Source organism: Frankia sp. BMG5.60 (genome assembly GCF_059428125.1).
This window is the reverse complement of record NZ_CM182091.1, coordinates 5273497-5290668: the sequence shown is the minus strand read 5'-3', so window position 1 is coordinate 5290668 and position 17172 is coordinate 5273497. Positions and strand designations below refer to the sequence as shown.

Genomic DNA, 17172 nt, shown 5'->3' with positions numbered 1-17172 from the left:
GGGTGGTCAGGCTTCGAGGCTGGCCGCCTGCCGCGTCAGCTCCCGGGCGGCCAGCCGCTGGAACTTCCCGCTCGAGGTGCGGGGCAGATCGTCGGGACCGACGAGGTGGACGGTCACGTCCGGCAGGCCGAGCTCGACCGACACGGCGGTGCGCAGGTCGGCGGCGAGCCGAGCCCGGTCGACCGGGTCCTCCAGCGCGCTCTCGCCCACGACGGTGATGCACTCGGCGCCGTCGGCAGCGGTGTCGGCGAACGCGACGCAGCGCCGGCGATGCAGACCGGGGGCGTCCCGGATCACACTCTCGGCGTCCTCCGGGTAGAAGTTCACCCCGCGCACGATGATCATTTCTTTGCGGCGACCGGTGACGTACAGATCTCCGGCGTGCTCGAAGCCGAGGTCGCCGGTGCCGAGCCAGCCATCGGGGTCGGGTCCGGGCGCCGGTGGGGCGCCGGGGGCGGTCAGGTAGCCCGCGGTGACCGGATCGCCGGCGATCTCGATCTCGCCGACCTCGCGGTCGGCGACCTGCTCGCCATGCTCGCCGACCACCCGGACCCGCACGCCGCGGACCGGCCGGCCGAGCGCGGGCAGCCCGCGGGCCCGCGGGTCGTCCCTGGCCAGCTCGACCGCGACGCCGCCGGCGCTCAGCCGGTCGCGGTCCACCCAGAGCGCCGTCGGAGCGCGGCCCAGGGGTGGGAAGGTGACCGCGAGCGTCGCCTCGGCCATCCCGTAGACCGGCAGCATCGCCGACGGTGCGAAGCCGGCCGGCGCGAAGTGGTCGAGGAAATCGTCGAGGCCCGCGACCGGGATCGGCTCGGCGCCGTTGAGGGCGACCCGCCAGCGGCTCAGGTCGAACCGGCCCACCTCGTCCCGGGGGACGGCCTCGGTCAGGGTCTCGTACCCGAAGCCCGGGGCCGGGGAGATCGTCGCGCCGAGGTCGGCGAACCGGCGCAGCCAGCGGGCCGGATCCTTCACGAAGGCCCCCGGGGACCACACCGTCATGGGAATCCCGGCGAGTGTGCCGCTGAGGGTGCCGAACAGGCCCATGTCGTGGAACAGCGGCAACCACAGGCCGCCGCTGTCCTCGCCCGGGCGGATGTCGAGGCCGGTGGCGATCGCGACCAGGCCGGCGATGACGTTGCGGTGGGTCAGCCGCACCCCCTTCGGCACCGCCGTGCTGCCCGAGGTGAACTGGACGACCGCGAGCTCGTCCGGTTCGACGGTGGGCAGCCGCGCCGGGCCGCCCGCAGCCGCCCCGGCGGCGAGACTGCCCACGCCGATCAGCTCCACCCCGGTGAGCGCCCCGGCCAACCGGCTGGCCATCCCGCCGAGTCGGTCGTCCACGAGGACCTTGCCGATGCCGGCGGCGGCGATGATCCCGGAAAGCCGGGAGGCGTAGCCGGACAGGTCACCGGCCGAGGTCGGCAGGGGCAGGGGACAGGCGGCCGCGCCCGCGCCCACGGCGGCGAACAGCGCCACCAGGAACTCGGGGCTGTTGCGGCTGAGCACTCCGATCCGGTCGCCGCCTTCGACGCCGCGGGCGACCAGCGCGACGGCTGCGGACCGCGACGCTGCGGCCAGCTCGCCGACCGAGATGTCCCGATCGGCGGAGGGAAACGAAAGCTGGAGCTCGGGGTCGGCGGCGACGACCGTCGCCAGGGCGTCGGTGAGGTTATCGGCACTTCCGGCGAGCATGTACTCGCTCCTGTCTCGCGGGGGCGGGACGTGGCGGACGAGGGTCGCTGGACGAAGATCGCAAGGCGAAGATCAGTAGACGAAGGTCAGACGAAGGTCAGTGGTGGCGTCGACCGGCGGTGCCCGTGATGTTCACCAGCAGGGAGTCGGGACCGCGCAGGGCCGCGTTCGGCCGGTACTCGATGTCCTCCGTCACCAGGGACAGCTCGCCGCCGCGCCGCACCAGCGTGCCGATCGCGGCCGCCGCCTGGACCCGGGCGAGCGGAGCGCCGAGGCAGTAGTGCAGTCCGAGGGCGAAGCCGAGGTGACGGCGCGCGGGAGGCGTCGCCGCGTACCGGGTGATGTCGAAGCGGTCCGGGTCCGCGAACGCAGCGGGATCGCGGTGCCCGGAGGCGCTGAGCACAACCACGCCGTCTCCCCGCCGGAACGGGTGCCCGTCGACGATGGTGTCGGCCAGCGCCACCCGGGTGACGAACTGGGACGGCGGGTCGTAGCGGAGCATCTCCTCGAGCGCGGCCTCGATGAGCTCGGGCCGCTCGCGCAGCAGCGCGAGCTGGTCGGGGTGACGCAGCAGCGCCAGGATTCCGTTCGTGATCAGGTTGGCCGTGGTGTCGAGCCCGGCGGCCAGCAGCAGCGCGCAGAGTTCGACGACCTCCCGCTCGGTCAGCACATCCTGGTCCTGCTGGACCGCGACGAGCCGGCTCACCAGGTCGTCGCGCGGCTGGGCGCGCCGCGCGGCGACCAGAGCGAACAGGTACCGGCCGAGGTCCCGGGCGGCGGCGGTGCGCACCACGATCTCGGCCGGGGACAGCAGATAGTCGGGGTCGGTGCCGCGGGTGATCCCCTGGATCCAGCCCAGGAACATCGGCGCCTCGGCGGCCGGGACGCCGAGCAGGCGCCCCATGACCGCCAGCGACAGCGGCCTGGCCAGGGCGGAGACCACGTCGAGCCCGCCCTGGGCCACCGCCGTGTCGACGAGGCCGTCGACGGTCCGGCCGACGAAGGGGGTCTCGGCCAGGCTCGCGCGCGGCGTGAACGCCCGGCTGACCAGCCCGCGCAACCGGGTGTGGTCGGGCGGGTCCATCGCCAGGAACGAGCCGCCGGGGACCTCGCCGGGAGCGACGCCCGGGCGGAACGGGTTCAGGCCCTCGGTATAACCCCGCCCCCACTGCGCGCCCTGCAGGACGGCGGCACAGCCGTCATACGTGGTCGCCAGCGTCACCCGGGCGTCGCCGAGCCGGATCGGGCAGAACGGCGCCGTCTCCCGCAGGGCCCGGTACCGGGGGTAGGGATCGGGACGGTGGACCGGGTCGAAGGCGTCGAAGTCCACGACGCCTCCGAGACCCGGGTCGTCTCCACCGCGAACATCGGTCCCGGCGTTCGTCACCACGCCTCTCCTTCCGTCCGCTCGGGGTGGTTGGTCAGGCCTCGAATCGCACGGGCAGTTCCGCGATGCCGCGAACCACGATGTTCGGCCGGTAGGGCGGCGGGTCGGCCAGCAGCGTCATCTTCGGGCCGCGGCGGGCGAGCTCCCGCAGCATGGACTCCATCTCCATCCGGACCAGCGGCGCGCCGATGCAGTAGTGCAGGCCGACGCCGAAGCCGAGGTGGCGGGGAACGGACTGGGACTGCGCGTAGCGGGTGAGGTCGAGCCGGTCCGGGTTGTCGTAGACCCGCGGGTCGCGGTTGGCCGAGGCGAGCAGGATGAGGGCGCCGTCGCCCTCCTTGAAGCTGTGGCCGGCGATCTCCATGTCCCGGACCGCCATCCGGGTGGTCGCGTGCGACGGTCCGTCGTAGCGCATGAGCTCGTCGACCGCGGCCAGCGCCACGTCGGGGTTCCTGCGCAGCACCTCGAACTGGTCCGGGTTGCGGGTCAGCGACAGCACGCCGTTGGCCAGCAGGTTCACCGTGGTCTCGTGCCCGGCGACCAACAGCACGGTGAGGGTGGCGATCATCTCGCCGGTGGTGAGCCGGTCGCCTTCCGCCTCGACCTGGGCCAGCCCCGAGATGAGGTCGTCCTTCGGGTGGGCCCGCCGCTCGGCGACCAGCTTCTCGAAGTACTCGCGGAAGTGCTCGGCCCCGTCGGCCCGGGACTGCAGCTCCGCCGCGGACAGCAGGGTGTCGGGGTCCAGGCCACGAGCGATGCCGGCGGACATCGCGCGCACGGCGGCGTGGTCCTCGGGCGGCACCCCGATCATCTCGGCGATCATCGTCAGCGGCAGCGGGTAGGCGAGGTTCTCGACCACGTCGATCTCGCCCACCCGGATCGCGTTGTCCACGATCTCGGCGGAGACCTCCTCGACCCGGGCGCGCAGCGACTCCAGGCCGCGGGCGGTGAACGCCTTGCTCACCAGGCGGCGCAGCCGGGTGTGGTCCGGCGGCTCCATCCACAGGAACGACGCGGGCAGGTCCGAGCCGTCGCTCTCCGGGTGCAGGAACTCGGGCTCCTGAGCGTGGCTCCACGCCGAGTCCTGGAGGATGGCGTCGGCCTCGGCGTAACGCGACACGATCTGGAGGTTGAACGGGCCGGGCACGAAGGGCCCCGCCTCGCGCAGCACCTCGTAGGCGGGATACGGATTGTGGCGGGATTCGGGCATGAACGAGGCCAGGATCGCGTCCTCGAGGGAGAGCGAGCCGGTCCCCGCGGGCGTCCCGGTCGGCGGCACCGTTGATTCGGTCGTCGTGGTATCCACGTTCGGGTCCTCTCGTCCAGATCAGCCGGCGAAAGATTCTCGGCTGACAGCGGGCGTCAATACGGAGGTCGCTCGTAGTACATTGCACGAACGGATTTCTTCGGGCGGGTTTGAACCGTCGGTTCGGGTGGGTCGCCGATCGGCCTGACCGTTGGCCGGTGCACTCGGAGCGGGCGGCCAAGAAAAGAGCCGGAGTCCAGGAGACGCTGGCGGGTGATCGAATGTCACGATGCCGTGATGCCGGCGGGCTGGCTGATTCCCATAAACCCTGAATTGAGTCTCTATCGCGGCTCACTCGCCGTCAAGACCAAAGGATCGATACAATCGATCTATCGCCGCGCGAACCACGGTCGGATTAAAATAAAGTGTCGGTCAGGTCTCATGCAGATGAGCAGGGTCGAGGGCCGACGGCACAATGATGGTCCGGCCGGTCGGCTACCTGGCCTGATAGCGGCGCGAGGCGTGTTTCCGGGTCCGGACGCCCGATCGGGCGTCCGGACCGCCCTACTCGGCTGCGGCGCTCGGGTCGCCGGTCGTCTCGCCCAGGCGGCGGCCACCGTCCGGGGCGAACAGGTGGACATGCTCGGCCGGGACGCGCACCCGCACGGCGTCCCCGACCGCGGGCACGCGGTCACGGCCGCGGATGCTCACCGCCCACTGGGTGCCCTCACCAGGGCTCACGCAGGTCACCACGGTGCCGTCCCCGGTGAACTCGACGACGTCCGCGACGGCTCGCAGCACGACTCCCGGCCCGGCTGGAGCCGCCACGTCCGTGCCGCCCCCGCCCGGTTCCCGGCTGCCGTCCACCACGCCGGCGCCGGCGCCGTCGCCGTCCATCGGCTCGAGCAGGCCGTCGGCCGGTCGCCAGCCCAGCAGAACCGGCCCCGGCCCGGACCGGGGCGGGCCGGGTAGCCGCGCCGCCACCCCCGGACCGGTCAGGACCCGCCCGTCCCCCGCCGGTGCGACGGTGTGCAGGTTCATCGGCGGGCTGCCCAGGAACGTCGCGACGAAGGTGTCCGCCGGGTACCGGTACACCTGCTCGGGCGGCCCGGCCTGGACCACCCGGCCGCGGTTCATGACGACCAGGTTCGTGCCCATCGACAACGCCTCGAGCTGGTCGTGGGTGACCAGCACCACGGTGTTGCCGAGCTCCCGGTGCAGCCGGACCAGCTCCGCCCGCGCCCGCTGACGAAGCTGGGCGTCGAGGCTCGACAGCGGCTCGTCGAGGAGCAGGACGGCCGGGCGACGCACGATCGCCCTGGCCAGCCCCACCCGCTGGCGCTCCCCGCCCGAAAGCTGGCGGGGCAGCCGGCGGCGCAGCTCGCTGAGCCCGAGCATCCCGCAGACCTCGGCCACCCGGCTGGAGATCTCGGCCCGGCTCGGCCCGGAGCGCCGATCATGTTTGGCCGCCAACCGCAGGCCGAAGTCGATGTTGCGCTCCACGGTCATGTGCGGGTACAACGCGAAGTCCTGGAAGACCAGGGCCACCCCGCGCTCGCCCGGCGGCAGCCGGGTCACGTCGGTGCCGTCGATGAGCACCCGGCCCTCGTCGGGCGTCTCCAGCCCGGCGACGACCCGCAACCCCGTCGACTTCCCGCAGCCGGACGGGCCGACCACGACCGTCAGCGAGCCGGCCGGCACGCCCAGGCGCGGCACGTCGAGCGCGGGCCGGGCGCCATAGCGTTTCACGATGCCGGCCAGCGTGATCCCGTCCGGCGCGGTCCCGTCCGGCGCGGTCCCGTCCGGCGCGGTCCCGTCCGGCGCGGTCCCGTCCGGCGCAGCGTCGGACCCGACGGGCGTGTCGGGCCGCGACCGTCCTGGCGCCGCCGCCGCCGCATCGTCGGTCCGGCCGGGGGTGGTCATATCGGCGGCAATATGCGTCATCTCAGTCCGCTGTGCATGAAGGCGTCGGTGACGCGGCGGGAGGCGAGCAGGTAGACGGCGACGATCGGCAGGGTGGCCAGCATCGAGCCGGCGAGCAGGGGCCCGTACTCCGGACCCTCCTGGGTGAGGAAGGCGCTCAGGCCGGGCTGGATCGTGGCGTGATCGATGTCCGGGGCGGCCAGGCTCGGCCACAGGTACTCGTTCCAGGCGGTGATGAACAGCAGGATCGCGACCGTGCCCAGGGCCGGGCGCAGCAGGGGCAGCAGCACCAGCCGCAGTACCTCCCCCGGCCGGGCACCGTCGAGGACGGCCGCGCCCAGCACCGTCGCGGGGACCGCCCGGATGTGGTCGCGAAGCAGGATCACCGCCAGGCCGGTGCCGTAGAGCTGCGGCAGGATCAGGCCCGGGAAGGTGTTGCGCCAACCGAGGTGGGAGACCATCAGGAACAGCGGGATGATCAGTGACTGCGGCGGGACCAGCAGGGTGATCACGATCAGCGCGACCAGCATCCGGTGCGCCCGGGGCGGGAAGCGGACGAGCGCGTAGGCGGCGGGCACGGCGATCAGGAGCTGCAGCAGCGTGACCCCGGCCGCCATCACGGTGGTGTTGATCAGTAGGCGCCAGACCGGGAAGTCCCTGGTGGCCACGCGGTAGTTGTCGAGGGTCGCGGGCGAGGGCAGCGGATTCTCGTCGAAGATGCCGCCCGGGGTCTTGAACGACGCCGCCAGCGCCCACAGCACCGGCAGGACCATGATCGCCACGGTGGCGAGCAGGAATGCGTGCCGGCCGACCGTCCCGACGAGCCGGCGGCCCCGGTCGGCGGCCGCGCGCCGGGGCCGAGCCACCCGGGCGCCGGTGAGGGCTGCCCTCGCCTCTATCCGCATGGTTCCGCTAGGCGATGGCACGGCGCCTCCGTCCGGCCACGAGCAGCCCGAGCCCCAGTACCAGCGCGAGCGCGCCGGTGATGACCACGGCGGCGGCCGAGGCCGTGCCCGCGTCGAAGAAGGTGAAGGCGTAGGTGAACAGCCGGTAGTAGACGTTGTCGGTCGAACCGGCCGGGCCGCCCTGGGTCAGCACGGCGACGTTGGCGAAGATCCATGGCCAGACCACGACGAGGGAGAGCATGCCGAGCAGGACGACCGTGTGCCGCAGGTGCGGCAGCACGATGTGCCGGGTGATCTCCCACTCGGTCGCGCCGTCCAGCGCGGCCGCCTCGAGCAGGCCGCGTTCCAGGGTCGCCAGCGCCGCGCCGAACAGCAGCACGTTCAGGGCGACGACCTTGACAGAAGTGATCAGCAGGACGGAGTACAGCGCGCTGGACGGGTCACCGAGCCAGTTGTGCGAGCCGACGCCGAACCAGCCCGCCACCACGTTGACCAGCCCGGACAACGGGTCGAGCAGGAACTGCCAGGTGATGGCCGTCGCGACCGGCGCGAGCACGACCGGCAGGAACAGCAGCGTCCGGTAGACGGTGCTGACCCGGCCGGGCCGCTTCCACAGGGCGATGGCCAGCGCCATCGGCACACCGGTGGCGAACGGCAGCATCAGCACCGCATAGACGAGCGTGTTCCGGGCGGCGTGGGGAAACTGCGGCTCGTGCCACAGCCGGGAGTAGTTCGCCGTCCCCAGCCACGACGGGTGGGGCGCAGTCAGGTTCCAGCTCATGAAGCTCAGGACCCCGGTGAACACCAGCGGCCCGTACACCCAGACGACCAGCACGACGATCAACGGCGCGAGGTAGAGCCAGGGGCGGGCGCGGTCACGCAGGCGCGCGACCGGGGGAGCGTGGACGACGCCACGCTCCCCCACGATCAGCGACGGATTCGCCATCCGATCACTTCTGGCCGAGGACGCTGCGCACCTGGCCCGCCACCGACGACAGAGTCGACGCCGGCGTGGCCCCCCGCAGCACGATCGGTTCGACCGCGTCGTCCTGGAGCGCGACGACGGCCTGACTCGCGCGCTTGCCGGTGAAGGACTGGTAGGGGCTGACGTGATCCAACTGCGCCAGGGCCGGGGAGAGCAGCTTGTTGGCGGCGAAGTAGGGCGCGAGGTACTTCGGATCGGTCGCCAGACTCGGCCGCAGCGGCAGGTAGCCGATCTTCGATGTGATGATCGTGAAACCCTCCGCCGAGGTCAGGAACTTGATGAACGTCCAGGCCGCCTGCTGATGCGCCTTGTCCTTGGCAAGGCTGGCGAGCCCCGCGCCGGAGTAGGTCGGGGCCGCCGGCCGGCTCCCGAAGCTCGGGAAGCCCGTGGTCCGCAGCTCGAACTTGCCGGTGGCGGCCTTCTGCAGGCTGGCCGTGACGGCGGTGCTGCCGACGAGCATGCCCAGCTTGCCGGCGCCGAAGGCGGCGACCGCGCTGGTGGCCGTGATCGCCGGCTGCGCTCCCGACGTGGTCAGGTCCTGCATGGCGGCCAGGGCACTCACGGCCGCGGGCTGGTCGAAGGCCGGCATGCCGTCGGGGCCGACCTCGCGCCCGCCGTTGCTGGCGATCACGGACTGGGTCAGGTAGTCGGACTTGCCCGAGTCGACGACCGCGAAGTACGCGCCCTGGGCGCCGGCGGACTCCTTGATGGCGAGCGCGTCCTTCTTGACCTCGTCGACGGTCGTCGGAGGCTTGCTCGGATCGAGGCCGGCCTTACGGAACAGGTCCGCGTTGTAGAAGATCACCGGAATCGAGATGGTGTACGGGACCGCCTTCACCTTTCCGTCCACCGCGACGGCGGACAGCAGGTGCTGGGAGAACCCGGCCATGGCGGCGTTCCAGTCGGCCTTGGTCGGGATGTCCTGCACGGGCACGATGGGCAGGAGCTGGTAGGCGGCCGCCATCTTGCTCCAGCCGATCTGGGCCACATCTGGCGGGGAGCCGGCCGCGGTGTCCGTCTGCAGCCGGGTCAGCACGTCGGCCACCGCGACGCCCTGCGGCTTGACGGTGATGTTCGGGTGCGCCTTCTCGAACGCGTCGATCAGGGCCTGGGTTCCCTTGCCGCCGATGTCCGGCGTGCCGTAGTTGTAGGAGAGGAAGCTGATCGTGATCTTCTGATCGGCTCCGGTCGTCGGGGCGGTGGCGGCCGAACCGGAACTCGATCCGCAGGCGGCCAGGGCGGCCAGCGCGGCCGCGGTGATCAGGGCCACGGCGGCGGCCGGCGACCAACGTCGACGCCCGGCCACCCGCTCGACGTTCGCGCGCTCGACGTTCGCGCGCTCGACGTTCGCGCGCTCGACGTTCGCGCGCTCGACGTTCACGCGATCGACGTTCACGCGATCGACGTTCATGGGCGGGCCCCTGCGGAGGAACGGATGTCGAAGGTCCTGGCCGGGGCGGCCAGGTGCACCGGTCCGTCGAAGGACCGCTCGGCGTCGGCCTTGCGTGCCGTGAGCCACGCGTCGTCGGCGGTGATGAAGTGGGTCAGCACGAGTTCCCGCACGCCGGCCGCGGCGGCCACGTCACCCGCCTCGGCCGCGCAGAGGTGGCCGTGCGTCGTCACGTCGGGCTCCTCGAGGGTCGCCTCCGACAGAAACAGGTCGACGTTCGCGGCGAGCGAGATGAGGTCGGGCGTGTAGGCGGTGTCCCCGGTGAAGGCGAACGATCCCTCCGGGCTCTCGATACGCGTCCCGCAGTTCGGCAGCGAATGGTTCAGCTTGTGCATGCTGATCTCGCAGTCGCCGATGGTGAACGTGTCCGCCGGCTCGTACTCACGGACGTCGAACGCGACATCGAACGACCGGTCCAGCATGGGAAACGACGGGACCGGGAAGACCGAGGCCAGCATGTCGAGCTTGGCTCGGCCGCCCTTCGGCACGTACAGCGGGACCGGCGGCCACTCGGTCCGCGCCGCGCCCCGCAGAGTGGGGAAACGTTCCGGGTCACGGAGCCGACCGGAAAGCAGCGTCTTGCCGATGGTCAACAGGTCGTAGCAGTGATCCGCGTGAAGGTGGCTTATAATTATCGCATCGAGTTCGCTCGGGTGCGCGACCGCGCTGAGCGCCGTGGCCGCACCGGGACCGCAGTCCAGCAGGAGCCGGGCCGACCCCGTCGAGACGAGGTAGCTGGAGCTGGACTGGCCGTCCGCAGGCATGCCCTGACGACAACCCAAAACGGTTAACCGCATAAGTGATCCCATTTCTCGGTATCCAGCGCCAATCAACGGTGATCGGCCGACTCCGGAAAAATGCTCTCAGCAGGGCAACCAGGTTTCAATCACAATCTCCCGATGGTTCGATCGCGCGCCAGAATTTGGATATTTCACCTCCCCGTCATCGCACCTTCACTATCGAGTCGCACAGTGGACGGCCCGATGGTGCTAGGCGGCAAAGCCGGTGGCCGAGTTCGCGGGCCTCACAGCCGTCGCGTCGGGCGATCCACCGCGGGCGGCGACCAGATCGCGGGCCGGGGCCGTCGGGTCACATCAGGTGGCGCGGCGTGGTTCCGCGGAATCTGCATGACCGTGTCAAGCCGGCCCGGCTACGGCACTCCCACCTACCGAGGTCGGCTTCCCACAGCCGCGGATCGACCTCCGCAGGAGGCCCCACTTCCGGGTGGGGTGACGGCGGACGCGGCTCCGACGTGGTGGTGACCTCGTTTTCGGAGGTTCTGCGGGCTATACAGTGGCTGGCACTCAGCGAGGTCGAGTGCCAATCCTCGGTGCGACGGGTGCCTGCATGAACGCCGAGCACCGTCCGCGGTGCCGGGCACCCCATCGATGACTGGTACCTCTCCGCGCAGGCTTGCCCCCCTGAGAGGACCATCACGCATGGCAAAGATGATCGCCTTCGATGAGGAGGCTCGGCGCGGCCTGGAGCGCGGCATGAACCGGTTGGCCGATGCGGTCAAGGTCACGCTCGGTCCGAAGGGTCGCAACGTCGTTCTGGCGAACAAGTTCGGTCTCCCCACGATCACCAATGACGGTGTGAGCATCGCCAGAGAGATCGAGCTGGAGAACTCCTACGAACGGATCGGTGCGGAGCTCGTCAAGGAAGTCGCGAAGAAGACCAACGACGTCGCGGGTGACGGCACGACGACCGCGACGATCCTGGCTCAGGCTCTGGTGCGTGAGGGTCTGCGCAACGTGGCCGCCGGCGCGAACCCGCTGGGCCTGAAGAAGGGCATCGAGGTCGCGGTCGAGCGGGTCTCCGAGGAGCTGTCGAAGCAGGCCAAGGAGGTCGAGACCAAGGAGCAGATCGCCTCGACCGCGTCGATCTCCGCGGGTGACTCGGCGATCGGTGGTCTGATCGCCGAGGCGTTGGACAAGGTCGGTAAGGAGGGTGTGGTCACCGTCGAGGAGAGCAACACCTTCGGTCTGGAGCTTGAGCTCACCGAGGGTATGCGCTTCGACAAGGGCTACATCTCGCCGTACTTCGTCACCGACGCGGACCGTCAGGAAGCCGTCCTCGACGACCCGTACATCCTGATCGTCAACAGCAAGATCGCCGCGGTGAAGGACCTGCTCCCGTTGTTGGAGAAGGTCATGCAGACCTCGAAGCCGCTGGTCATCATCTCCGAGGACGTCGAGGGCGAGGCGTTGGCGACCCTGGTCGTCAACAAGATCCGTGGCACGTTCAAGAGTGTCGCGGTGAAGGCGCCGGGGTTCGGGGACCGTCGTAAGGCGATCCTGGGGGACATCGCGATCCTCACCGGCGGGCAGGTGATCTCCGAGGATGTGGGTCTGAAGCTGGAGAGCACCTCGCTGGACCTGTTGGGCCGCGCCCGGAAGGTCGTCGTCACCAAGGACGAGACGACCGTCGTGGAGGGTTCGGGTGACCCCGACCAGATCGCCGGTCGGGTCAGCCAGATCCGCAACGAGATCGACAAGTCGGACTCCGACTACGACCGGGAGAAGCTCCAGGAGCGTCTCGCGAAGCTCGCCGGGGGTGTCGCGGTCATCAAGGTCGGCGCGGCGACCGAGGTCGAGCTGAAGGAGAAGAAGCACCGCATCGAGGACGCGGTGTCCAACGCGAAGGCCGCCGTCGAGGAAGGCATCGTCGCCGGGGGTGGCGTCGCGCTGCTCCAGGCCTCGATCACCGCCTTCGAGAAGCTCGACCTGTCCGGCGACGAGGCCACCGGCGCGAACATCGTCCGCCTCGCGCTCGAGGCGCCCATCAAGCAGATCGCCTTCAACAGCGGTCTCGAGGGCGGCGTCGTGGTCGACAAGGTCCGCAACCTCCCCACCGGCCACGGCCTCAACGCCGCCACCGGCGAGTACGTCGACCTCATCGCCACCGGCATCATCGACCCCGCCAAGGTCACCCGCTCCGCACTCCAGAACGCCGCCTCCATCGCCGGCCTCTTCCTCACCACCGAGGCCGTGGTGGCGAACGCCCCGGAATATGCGGCCGCCGACGCCGCCAACGTGGACGCCGCCATGCGCAGTCAGGGTTTCTGAGCCGTCGCGCCGGACCGCCCGCAGACCCTGACATCGTTGGGCCCGCGGGCGCTCCGGGGTACCGCACCGGGACCGGCACTGTTGCGTCCGGAGGAAACGACACAGGTCGCCACCGACGCCGAGAACGGCCGCAGCCTCCTCATCATGGAAGCGCTGGGCCAATGGCGGGGACACAGACCCGGGCGGAGCAGCGGAAAAGTTGGGCGAGGACGCGCGGGACCGCCCAACCGGGTCCGACGCCGCACCGAACCTGGCACCTCGACCGAGGGCGGCACGGGGTCGGGTATCGTCGAGATGCCAGCCGGTGTGGCGCAACTGGTAGCGCACTCGACTTGTAATCGAGCGGTTAGGGGTTCGAGTCCCCTCACCGGCTCTGGTAGGTTGCCGTTCGATCGTGTCGATCAACCTCGGGCGGCACCACGCCGATCCGTGATGGCTGGCGGCCAGGGCTCAACAGGCTGCCAGTCGGCTTGGCCCGCCGACCTCCGCGTCGAGCACCTCGTACTCTTCCCAGTGCGGGCTGTCGGACGGCCCCGACACCGTCGGGTATGACGGATGGGCTGGCTTCGTGCCGTCTGTCGTAGAAAGCGGGGCGTTGCGGATGGGAAGCACCGTCAGAGCGGGGGCGATGTCCGCGGGGACCCCGCCGGAGCAGGGCGAGGGCGGCTCGGCTGGTCCGGGCGGGCGGGGAAGGTTAGCTCGCGCCGGCCTGCTCGCGCCGGTGCTGGCGGCGCTGCTCGTCTCCTGCTCCGGCTCCGGCAGCGGTGGGGACGCAGCCGCCACGCCTTCGCCCTCCCCCGCTCCGACAGCCTCGACGAGCGTCACCTCGCCGACGGCCTCGGGTGATACGGCCACAACGCCCGCTCCGACGGCCCTGGCAACGGCGACGGCCGCCGCGTCGGTGGGGCCGCGGGTCGACGCGCGGAGCTGGTCGCGCCAGCCGGCGGCGGCCACGCGCCAGCCGACCCGGCCCGTCCGGCTCGTGTCGCTGCGCAGTGCGACCAACGTGGAGAACGGCGTCCGGTTCCAGCGGCTCGTGTTGGAGTTCGCGGGGGGTGTCCCCGGCTACCGCGCCCAGTTCGTGCCGCAGGTGATCCGGCCGGGTTCCGGCGCGCCGCTGCCGCTGAGCGGGCAGGCGGCCTTCGAACTGGTCCTGACCTCCGCCGCCGCCCATGACGACCAGGGCGCCTCGACGCTGCGCACGGCGCCGAACGGCACGGGCCAGTCGGGGCTGAGTTATGCGCTGGCCGGCGACTTCGAGGGGACGGTGCACATCGGCGTCGGCCTGAGCCGGGTGGCGGGCTTCCGCGTCGTCGAGCTCACGGGGCCGGACCGGATGGCCGTCGACTTCCTGCTCTGATTCGGCGCCTTGGCCGCTTCGGCTCCTTGGCCGCTTCGGCTCCTTGGCGCCGACGTGGCGACGGCGATCGCCCGCCGGGTTGTCTCCCCGCCCGGGCGGCCGCGCGGGGAGACGGCGCTCAGCCGGATGCGGTGGCGCCCCTCCGCGGCATCGCAACGCCCACCGCGGGCCCACGGCCGTTCGTTGCCGAGGCCCCAGGGCGTGGGGATGATGGAGCGCATAGCCGACACCATCCCGATCCATGGAGTCCGCAACCGGATCGCAAAGAACGGACCGGCCATCCGCGAGACGCTACATCCGGATGATCGTGAGATGTTCGTGGCGGAGCTGCGGATCGCGTTGGCCGAGGCCGACGACAGCCTCGACCTCGTGCCTGTGGCCGCGGTGATCGACAAGTGGTGGGGTCGAGCCGTGCTCACGGCGAATCCGGAGATCGAGGCGGGAGCCCTCGCGGACCGCCGCCAACTGGAGGCCGGGGACCTGACCGTGCTCGGCGGGACCACTTCGTACCCCGGCGGCAATCCGGAGGCCACAGATCCCCAGGTACACGATCCGTTGGGTCACCTTCGCCGAGCAACAGCGTGGCACCCTTCCGGCCCGGGGTCGCCACGAACTCGACGCCTTCCTGAATCGACTGGCCGGACGATCCGCATCGGTGCGGGACCTACGACAAGCGCACCGAGCTGTGGCGGGCGGTCTTCGGGTACGGGCTGCTGACGTACAGCATCGAAGAGCGCTGGATCACCATCACCATCCTGCGGGTGACCTGGGTGGGTTGACTCCACGGGACTGCGCGTCGAGACCGCCGTCGTCGGCGGGACCGGCAGCGGCCTGACCCGGGCCAGTCCAGCGCCGCGCGGCAGCTCACCGGCGACCACGACATCATGCGGCCATGACCTCCGAGGCTGACGCGCGGGCCCGGCTGTTGGCGGAACGGGCCGACGCCACCGCGCGCGTCGCCGCGCTGCGCGAGGGGTTCGAGCGCATTCTCGACGACACCGCCGACCGGGATGCCGACGACGAGCACGACATCGAGGGCGCGTCGTTGCCGTTCGAGCGCGAGCAGGTACGCGCGACGCTACGCCAGGCGACCGACCGCCTGGCGGAGGTCGACGCCGCGCTCGGCCGGCTGGCCGCCGGAACCTACGGCGTCTGCGAGACCTGCGGGCGACCCGTCGGCGAGCAGCGCCTGGCCGCCCGCCCCTCGGCCCGCACCTGCGTCCCCTGCGCCAGCCGCCGGCCGCCGCCCCGCTGACCTTGCCTCCACCAGGGCAGACCGGACACCAAGGGCCGTGCCCGCACGGTCACGGGGCAGGCGCGGTCGTGGCGGGGGGCGGGGGCTGACGGGTCAGCACCGCCACGGTGCGGTCGTCACGGGCGTCGGCGTGGGTGTGGGCGGCGACCCGCGCGAAGATCCGGTCGATGAGCAGGTCGGGCGTGACGTCGGGGTTGTCGCCGCCCGCCGCGCCGATGCGGTCCGCGCCGAACTGCTCGCCGGCGGCGTCGCGGGCCTCGCTGAGGCCGTCGGTGTAGACCACGAGGCGGTCGCCGGGGGCCATCCGCAGGGACCGGGACGTCCAGATCCGGGTGTCCGCGAACAGGTCCGACAGGATCGGGCCGGTCGGTCCCAGCGGCAGGCCGGCGGGGCCGGAGCCGGGATCGGGGCCGGAACCGGGGCCGGGATCGGGGCCGGGATGGGGGCCGGGATTGGAATCGTGGCCGGACTCGGAGTCGGGACCGGACCCCACGGCGCCGGGGTCCACGCCGGATCGGGACAGGTGCACGGCCCATCGGGTCAGGTGCACGGCGGGCGGATGGCCGGCGTTGACGTAGGCCACGCGGCCCGTGGACGGGTCGGCGATGGCGACGAAGGCCGTGGCGAACATCTCCCCGAGGTCACCGAGCCCGGCGACCTCGTCGACCGTGCCGCTGACGGCGGCGTCGGGCTCCTCCCCGGCCAGCAGACGCCGGCGCAGCACCGCCCGCACCCGGCCCGCGAAGGCCGCCGCCCGCGAGCCGTGCCCGGCCGCGTCGCCGACGCAGATCGCGAGCCGGCCGTCGTCGAGGTCGAACACGTCCACCCAGTCCCCGCTGGCGCCGGGCGTGACCGCGTGCAGCCGCCAGTAGGCCCCCATGCCGCAGGCGCACGACCCGCCGGCGGGGGGCGGTTCGGGCTCGGAGTCGGAAGCCGGGCGGGGTTGCGGCATCGGGATGTCACGCACGGCCGGCCTCCCGGTTCATCCCGCTGGAACATCTGCGGATCCCCAAGGGTGCCCCGCCGAGCCGGTGCCCACCAGGGACCTTCGGCGGGTACCCGGGGGTCTCCCGCCCCGTCCGCCCTGCTGGCCTGGCAGCCGACGCCCAACCGGACGGCACGGCAGCACCACCTTCGGGCCCGGTCGGGCGGCCCGTGCCCGGCCCTCGGCGCCCGCGATCCCCCCGCACCACCGGTCCCCACGGCCCCACCCGGCAGGGCCTCCGGCCCTTCGCCACAACAGCCAGGGCCACCGGCCCATCGCCACTACAGCCGGGGCTACCGGCCCATCGCCACGGCGGGCGGAGCTACCGGCCCATCGCCGCGGCGGGGCCGGCGGCGTCAGCGGTCGAGGCCGGGGTCAGCGTGGTGGGTCCGGACGCCGGGCAGGACCCGGGACCGGCGCGCACCGACACCGGGCATGAAGCGGAACTCGCCGGTCCAGTCGATCGTCGCGGTCTCCGCGTCGGCCGACACCATGGCGTACGTGCGCCACAGGAACGCCGCCACCTCCCGCGCGGGCAGCTCCAGCTCGGCGGTGCCGGACGGGCCGCACAGGCACAGCGCGAGCGCGGGCTGCCCGCGCAACACGATCGGGCGGACCCGCACATCGCCCAGACCGACGGGTCGGCGCGCCCCGTCGGCGAGAAGCCGGCGGGCGAACCGCCAGACGACCGGACCCGCCCCGATCGCTCCGCCGATGGTCAGGGTCACGGCGATCGGATCCGTCGGGTCGTAGCCGAAGACGACGCGGACGTGCCGCGGCGGCCGGCCCTCCCGCATCAGCCGTGCGGTCATCCCGCGGGCCAGGCTGCCGCGGCGCACCGAGATGCCGACGCGCCCTGAAATTCCAACGCGCCCTGAGGCACCTCGGCGCACCGATCTACCGAGCATGGGTCCTC

14 protein-coding genes and 1 tRNA gene are annotated in these 17172 nt (G+C 71.8%); 5 read left to right on the top strand and 10 right to left on the bottom strand.

Annotated features, from left to right (window positions below):
- Positions 1-6 precede the first annotated feature (6 nt).
- The 8 genes from AC5R91_RS21745 to AC5R91_RS21710 all read right to left on the bottom strand — a co-directional run bounded on the left by AC5R91_RS21745 (position 7) and on the right by AC5R91_RS21710 (position 10385).
- Positions 7-1692 (bottom strand): AMP-binding protein, encoded by a 1686-nt coding sequence (locus AC5R91_RS21745; protein WP_495393166.1) that lies wholly within the window; start codon positions 1690-1692, stop codon positions 7-9.
- A 97-nt stretch (positions 1693-1789) separates the two neighbouring features.
- Positions 1790-3079 (bottom strand): cytochrome P450, encoded by a 1290-nt coding sequence (locus tag AC5R91_RS21740; protein WP_495393165.1) that lies wholly within the window; start codon positions 3077-3079, stop codon positions 1790-1792.
- Between the two features lie 34 nt (positions 3080-3113).
- On the bottom strand, positions 3114-4385 hold the full coding sequence (locus AC5R91_RS21735; RefSeq protein WP_495393164.1) for a cytochrome P450: 1272 nt from the start codon (positions 4383-4385) through the stop codon (positions 3114-3116).
- A 504-nt stretch (positions 4386-4889) separates the two neighbouring features.
- A complete protein-coding gene (locus AC5R91_RS21730) occupies positions 4890-6269 on the bottom strand; it encodes an ABC transporter ATP-binding protein (RefSeq protein WP_495393163.1) in 1380 nt (459 codons plus the stop codon).
- Positions 6266-7174: a carbohydrate ABC transporter permease gene (locus AC5R91_RS21725; RefSeq protein ID WP_495393162.1), complete on the bottom strand. Its 909-nt coding sequence runs from the start codon at positions 7172-7174 to the stop codon at positions 6266-6268. Before AC5R91_RS21725 ends, AC5R91_RS21730 begins: the two co-directional genes overlap by 4 nt.
- Positions 7161-8099, bottom strand: a complete 939-nt coding sequence (locus AC5R91_RS21720) for a carbohydrate ABC transporter permease (RefSeq protein ID WP_495393161.1) — start codon at positions 8097-8099, stop codon at positions 7161-7163. Before AC5R91_RS21720 ends, AC5R91_RS21725 begins: the two co-directional genes overlap by 14 nt.
- 4 nt (positions 8100-8103) lie before the next feature.
- Complete coding sequence (locus AC5R91_RS21715; protein WP_495393160.1) at positions 8104-9534, bottom strand: ABC transporter substrate-binding protein; 1431 nt, start codon at positions 9532-9534, stop codon at positions 8104-8106.
- 11 nt (positions 9535-9545) lie between these two features.
- A complete protein-coding gene (locus AC5R91_RS21710) occupies positions 9546-10385 on the bottom strand; it encodes an MBL fold metallo-hydrolase (RefSeq protein WP_495393159.1) in 840 nt (279 codons plus the stop codon).
- Positions 10386-11027: 642 nt separating this feature from the next.
- On the opposite strand from AC5R91_RS21710, the gene groL reads away from it, so the two are divergent.
- The 5 genes from groL to AC5R91_RS21685 all read left to right on the top strand — a co-directional run bounded on the left by groL (position 11028) and on the right by AC5R91_RS21685 (position 15271).
- Positions 11028-12656 carry a chaperonin GroEL gene (gene groL, locus AC5R91_RS21705; RefSeq protein WP_495393158.1) on the top strand — a complete coding sequence of 543 codons (1629 nt, stop codon included), beginning with the start codon at positions 11028-11030 and terminating at the stop codon, positions 12654-12656.
- A gap of 300 nt (positions 12657-12956) precedes the next feature.
- Positions 12957-13029 (top strand) — tRNA-Thr (locus AC5R91_RS21700).
- Between the two features lie 228 nt (positions 13030-13257).
- A complete protein-coding gene (locus AC5R91_RS21695; RefSeq protein WP_495393157.1) occupies positions 13258-14016 on the top strand; it encodes an AMIN-like domain-containing (lipo)protein in 759 nt (252 codons plus the stop codon).
- Positions 14017-14142: 126 nt separating this feature from the next.
- A complete protein-coding gene (locus tag AC5R91_RS21690) occupies positions 14143-14733 on the top strand; it encodes a DUF6247 family protein (RefSeq protein WP_495398026.1) in 591 nt (196 codons plus the stop codon).
- A gap of 175 nt (positions 14734-14908) precedes the next feature.
- On the top strand, positions 14909-15271 hold the full coding sequence (locus AC5R91_RS21685; RefSeq protein ID WP_495393156.1) for a TraR/DksA family transcriptional regulator: 363 nt from the start codon (positions 14909-14911) through the stop codon (positions 15269-15271).
- Between the two features lie 49 nt (positions 15272-15320).
- On the opposite strand, the gene AC5R91_RS21680 is transcribed toward AC5R91_RS21685, so the two are convergent.
- Both AC5R91_RS21680 and AC5R91_RS21675 read right to left on the bottom strand, forming a co-directional pair.
- Positions 15321-16238, bottom strand: a complete 918-nt coding sequence (locus AC5R91_RS21680; protein WP_495393155.1) for a PP2C family protein-serine/threonine phosphatase — start codon at positions 16236-16238, stop codon at positions 15321-15323.
- A gap of 374 nt (positions 16239-16612) precedes the next feature.
- Positions 16613-17164, bottom strand: a complete 552-nt coding sequence (locus AC5R91_RS21675; protein WP_495393154.1) for an SsgA family sporulation/cell division regulator — start codon at positions 17162-17164, stop codon at positions 16613-16615.
- Positions 17165-17172: the final 8 nt, after the last annotated feature.